The organism is Vibrio sp. L85, assembly GCF_963871815.1.
Lineage (GTDB): Bacteria > Pseudomonadota > Gammaproteobacteria > Enterobacterales > Vibrionaceae > Vibrio > Vibrio harveyi.
The window spans coordinates 1-5,228 of record NZ_CAWMYL010000024.1; the positions used below are offsets into that span (position 1 = coordinate 1).

Annotated in this window: 4 protein-coding genes, 5 tRNA genes and 1 rRNA gene; 4 read left to right on the forward strand and 6 right to left on the reverse strand. The window is 44.5% G+C overall.

Features of this window, described 5'->3' with window-relative positions; translation table 11 throughout:
- Window positions 1-137: 137 nt before the first annotated feature.
- From AACR11_RS06400 to AACR11_RS06410, 3 genes are all read left to right on the forward strand, one after another.
- Window positions 138-213 (forward strand) — tRNA-Thr (locus tag AACR11_RS06400).
- 17 nt (window positions 214-230) lie between these two features.
- A 5S ribosomal RNA gene (gene rrf, locus AACR11_RS06405) occupies window positions 231-347 on the forward strand.
- Window positions 348-378: 31 nt separating this feature from the next.
- A tRNA-Asp gene (locus AACR11_RS06410) sits at window positions 379-455 on the forward strand.
- Between the two features lie 284 nt (window positions 456-739).
- On the opposite strand, the gene AACR11_RS06415 is transcribed toward AACR11_RS06410, so the two are convergent.
- Entirely contained in the window at window positions 740-901 is a 162-nt protein-coding gene (locus AACR11_RS06415; RefSeq protein WP_009697573.1) for a hypothetical protein, read from the reverse strand.
- An 86-nt stretch (window positions 902-987) separates the two neighbouring features.
- On the opposite strand from AACR11_RS06415, the gene AACR11_RS06420 reads away from it, so the two are divergent.
- On the forward strand, window positions 988-2,424 hold the full coding sequence (locus tag AACR11_RS06420; RefSeq protein ID WP_017817589.1) for an NAD-dependent succinate-semialdehyde dehydrogenase: 1,437 nt from the start codon (window positions 988-990) through the stop codon (window positions 2,422-2,424).
- A 243-nt stretch (window positions 2,425-2,667) separates the two neighbouring features.
- Here AACR11_RS06420 and AACR11_RS06425 read toward each other — a convergent pair.
- From AACR11_RS06425 to AACR11_RS06445, 5 genes are all read right to left on the reverse strand, one after another.
- Window positions 2,668-2,743: transfer RNA gene (locus AACR11_RS06425), tRNA-Asn, on the reverse strand.
- A gap of 83 nt (window positions 2,744-2,826) precedes the next feature.
- A tRNA-Thr gene (locus AACR11_RS06430) sits at window positions 2,827-2,902 on the reverse strand.
- 51 nt (window positions 2,903-2,953) lie between these two features.
- Window positions 2,954-3,029: transfer RNA gene (locus tag AACR11_RS06435), tRNA-Phe, on the reverse strand.
- A 233-nt stretch (window positions 3,030-3,262) separates the two neighbouring features.
- A complete protein-coding gene (locus AACR11_RS06440) occupies window positions 3,263-4,888 on the reverse strand; it encodes a methyl-accepting chemotaxis protein (RefSeq protein ID WP_029789660.1) in 1,626 nt (541 codons plus the stop codon).
- Between the two features lie 125 nt (window positions 4,889-5,013).
- Window positions 5,014-5,228 (reverse strand): hypothetical protein (locus AACR11_RS06445; protein ID WP_223295807.1); only part of this gene is annotated, 215 nt, incomplete at its 5' end.

Here is a 5,228-nt window from a genome sequence, read left to right on the forward strand (position 1 = left end):
TGGGGCTTCCCCATGTGAGAGTAGGACATCGCCAGGCTTTAAATTTAGTTTTTGCCTTTTTAAAAAAGGTGAAGACAAAAGTTAAGAGAGCCCGTTTGAAAAAGCGGGCTTTTTTAGTCCTAAAGGGACATCTTGATGCTGATATAGCTCAGGTGGTAGAGCGCATCCTTGGTAAGGATGAGGTCCCCAGTTCGAGTCTGGGTATCAGCACCATTACAATCAGAATTTTACTTGGCGACCATAGCGCTTTGGACCCACCTGACTTCCATTCCGAACTCAGAAGTGAAACGAAGTAGCGTCGATGGTAGTGTGGGGCTTCCCCATGTGAGAGTAGAACATCGCCAGGTTCTTATTTAGACTCCAGAGTCTAACCAGTGCGGAGCGGTAGTTCAGTTGGTTAGAATACCGGCCTGTCACGCCGGGGGTCGCGGGTTCGAGTCCCGTCCGCTCCGCCACTTATTTAGAAACCCAGTCTCCGGACTGGGTTTTGTCGTTTTTGAGCATAATAATTTCCCTTTCAGGGAATGAGTCCCGGTTGCCCGCAACCCCGGCCGTCCGCCATTTATTTAGAAGTCCAGTCTCCGGAGTGGTTTTTGTCGTTTTAGGAAACATGATTTTCTCTTATGGGTAAATAAGTCTCGCAAGGTTTTATCTGTAGCCTACAAGCTCAACCACTTATTCAGATAAAGCTCTACATTCGCACCCCAGTCTTTCCACGAGTATTGAGAAATCTAACCTATCATTTGGTTACGTCTGAGATACCCTCTATTTGCTCTCTTACATCAAAGACAGGGTTTATCTTATGACCCACCAAATACTTATCTTCTTCAATCATAGCAATCTCTGTTTGTGTTCCCTTCTCTGTATCACTGGTTAACTGTACTTGGTCATCACTTCTCATATTTACGCTGAAGAAAACTTTGTTTGCTTTACTCTTATTTGTCAGAAGGATTAACCTAGTAAAGGTTCTTTTGGGAGTACAACCTAATGATGCAGCAGATACAAAGTGAAACACTAAGAGTCTTATTCGAAAGCCTGTCTTCTCAAGATGGGATTGCAGTTATTAACCCTGCGACTGAGCAAGAACTGATTCGCTTAAAACCTAGCTCTTTGGACGAGCTAGATGTGCAAATAGAAACGTGTAAAGCGGCTCAAGTTGAGTGGGAAAAACTCAGTGCTAAAGTACGTTCCGCTTCGCTGAAAAAGTGGTTTCAATTACTTGTAGAGCACACGGAAGATATTGCTAACATCATTACCTTAGAACAAGGCAAACCGCTTTCTGAAAGTCGTGGAGAAGTCGCATATGGAGCATCTTTTGTTGAATGGTTCGCAGAAGAGGCTAAGCGCGCCTATGGTGAGGTTATACCTGCACCAGCGGTAGATAGACGACTCTCTACCATTAAACAGCCTGTCGGCGTGTGTGCTGCGATTACACCATGGAATTTCCCTATTGCAATGATCACTCGAAAAGCGGCTCCTGCTTTGGCTGCGGGATGTGGGATGATCATTAAACCTTCTGAATTAACGCCTTTGACTGCTCTGGCTGTGGTTGAGCTTGCTCACCAGGCTGGCATCCCTAAAGCTCTATTGTCTACCGTTGTTTCTGAGCAAGCGGCAGAGTTTGGTTTGGTATTAAGTACCGATCCGCGAATTAAGAAGATCTCTTTCACGGGTTCGACACGTGTCGGCAAGATCTTGATGAAGCAGGCAAGTGATACGGTTAAAGCTGCTTCTATGGAATTAGGTGGCAATGCGCCTTTTATTGTTTTTGACGATGCAGATTTAGAAGCTGCGGCGAATGGCTTGATTGCCTCTAAGTTTCGTAATGCCGGACAAACCTGTGTGTGTACCAACCGCTTGTATGTGCATCAGAACGTAAAAGAGGCGTTCTTAACTAAGCTTCTAGATAAGGTAACAAGCCTGACGGTCGGTAATGGCCTTGAGAAAAATACAACTCTTGGTCCTGTGATTACAATGGCTTCTAAGCATCGTCTAGAAGCAGTGATCGATCAGGCAGTACAAGAAGGGGCAACGATGCTTAATCTGCCTCAAAAACGCTCTGGGCGCTTTATGGAGCCTGTTATCTTAGATAATGTGGAACAAGGTATGGCGATAGTGCAACAAGAGCTGTTTGGCCCGGTTCTGCCAGTCATTAGTTTTGATGATGATGAGCAAGTGCTCTCGATGGCGAATGACACTGAATATGGTTTAGCTTGTTACTTCTACACCGATAGCTTGAAGCGTATCATCAAATTTAGTGAAGGTTTGGAATATGGCATGGTGGGGGTAAATGAAGGGATTATCTCTACGGAAGTTGCGCCGTTTGGTGGGATCAAAGAATCTGGCATTGGTCGTGAAGGTGCGAAGCAAGGCATGGATGAGTATCTAGAAACAAAGTACATTTGTCTTGGAGGTTTGAGCTAGCCTTCTGCCTAGTTGTTCACTGATACGATACAACAAGAGAAAGCTGGGTATATTACCTGGCTTTTTGTTTGTTGAGATAAAGTTGGATGAAGAGGGCGGACGTTGTGAGTTTTCTTCAGATGCAAAAAAGCCGCATCAAGTGATGCGGCTTTTTCTAATATGGCTCCTCCTACTGGACTTGAACCAGTGACCTGCGGATTAACACATTTTCGTTAATAAGTAATCGACTTACTAACCGAAATATGGCTCCTCCTACTGGACTTGAACCAGTGACCTGCGGATTAACAGTCCGTCGCTCTACCAACTGAGCTAAGGAGGAACAAATTTTAATAAGTGGTGCCGACTACCGGAATCGAACTGGTGACCTACTGATTACAAGTCATTATCTTGTTTAAGAATAAATGGTGCCGACTACCGGAATCGAACTGGTGACCTACTGATTACAAGTCAGTTGCTCTACCTACTGAGCTAAGTCGGCGTACCGTTATTCTTTCTATTGTTCGTGTTAGACACCAACAATTTTAAATTGTGGTGCCCGGAGGCGGAATCGAACCACCGACACGAGGATTTTCAATCCTCTGCTCTACCGACTGAGCTATCCGGGCGACGAGGTGTATTAAAAGGCTTTTCGGCTTTCAGGTCAACAATAAAATTAAAATAAATTATCGTTTGATGGATTTGTGCTCGGAGTGGGCTGTTTTTATGCATTTTGAGCAGCAACGCACCATGCTTTAAGCGCTGTTTTAAGAAAAGTAGGGCGTTCTGTCGCAAAATAAAGGCGATAAAAACAAAAAAGCACGTCTGAAAACGTGCTTTTTATTGAACAATTGACTTTAAACTAGTGCTTTACTGAGAACTTGTTCACCCAACCTTCAAGTTCATCAGCTAAAGATGCCAATGTTTGGGTGCTTGATTGGCTTTCTGTTACCACCGTATTTAGCTGGCTGCCGCTTTCTTCAATTAGGTTGATGCGGTGTGCAATGTCATCACTCACTTGCGTTTGTTCAGCCGCTGCTGTTGCAATTTGTTGGCTCATCGCAGTAATAGACTCTAACGCGGTTACTATCTGTTGAAGTGCCTCTGAGGCGTTCATTGATTCAGTTACTGTGCTTTCGCTGGTCTCGGCACAGATCTCCATTGTATGGATAGCATTGCGCGAACCCTCTTGAAGGTTAGAGATCATCTGTTGAATCTCTTTTGTACTGTCTTGCGTGCGACCTGCTAGGTTGCGTACCTCATCGGCAACAACTGCAAAGCCTCGACCTTGTTCTCCTGCACGGGCTGCTTCAATCGCGGCATTTAGCGCCAGTAGGTTAGTTTGCTCTGCAATATCGCCGATCACGTCGAGAACTTTCACGATACTGTTTACATCTTGATCAAGGTCCGCAACCGCTTTACTTGCCGTATTCAACTGAGTCGCCAACCCTTGGATGTTGTCTACAGTGCTATGGATTAATGATTGCGTGTGCTGACTCTGTTTATCTGCTTCATCGGTGTTTTGTGCTGTATCGCTTGCCGAACTTGCTACATGGTTAGCCGAAGAAGCCATTTCTGTCATTGCTGTTGCGATCATTGCCGTCGATTGTTGCTGAGACATGGTTAGATCAGCGATCGAATTAGAGCGAGACTCTACCGCTGATAGCTCTGAACGCAAGGCGTGCATTGATTCGTCCAGGTTAGTTACCATCTTAGCCAGAGATTGACTCATCTCTTGTACAGCACCATAGATGCTGTCTTTTGGTGCGGTATATTCAAAGCTGGTTTGGATATCTCCTTGAGCAACGGCTTGAACCGCTTCACGTACGTCATTTGGCTCACCGCCGAGTAGATTAAGCATCTTACGGATGGAGATAATCAACCCACCTAGTATCGCCCCCGCAATTGCTAGACACAGTGCTAGTTGCCATTGAGCTGTTGACCAGAAGCGAGCATTGACCTCATTAAACCCGATGCCAGTGCCTACCACCCAGTTCCAATGGGGCGTTTTCTCTGCAATGGAGTGTTTTTCTTCGATCGTGCCGTCAGGGCGTTTTTGTGTCCAAGTGTATTCAACGATTTGACCTGTTTTACGACCTAGGACATCTAAGATTAATTGACCAACACTGTTGCCGTCGCCATCGCGGAAATCATGGAAACTGGTGCCATGCAATTGAGGGTCGAGCGGTGCTGCCACAAAAATCATGTTTTCGTCGGCAACATAAACGTATTCGTTGTCTTTGTAGATATTGTTGCGAAGTAGGCGAGTAGCCAATGCTTTGGCTTCATCTTCAGGCATCTTGCCTTCCACTGCCATTTTCTCAACTTCAGTTAGAATGCTGTATGCACTCTTAAATAGCTCAGTCACTCGAGCTTTGTTATCAAGGTTACTTGCGACGCGTAGTGTCCAAAGACCTGTTGCAGTAAGAGCAAGTAACGCAATCAAGATGATTGCAGATAATAAATAGGCTTGAGTTTTTAATTTCATAGTTAGCTCACGAGACGTATTTAATACTATGCAATGCATAGCTTATTAGGGGGCGTAATAATAAATTCATCATATTGAAGATGTATACACGCGCCTATGCATCAATGTTGAAACTATGATTTGGATTAAATTTTTAGCGTGAAATAAGTGTGTTTTATCAAATGAATCTTGAGTTTATAAGGGTTTTTGAAGGGGAGGAGTCTTAAAGTTAAATGGAGATACTGAAAGTAGATAAGTGTTTTTATAATGCAGATAAGAAAAAAGCCAAGTCCGAAGACTTGGCTTTCAAAGTTGGCTCCTCCTACTGGACTTGAACCAGTGACCTGCGGATTAACAGTCC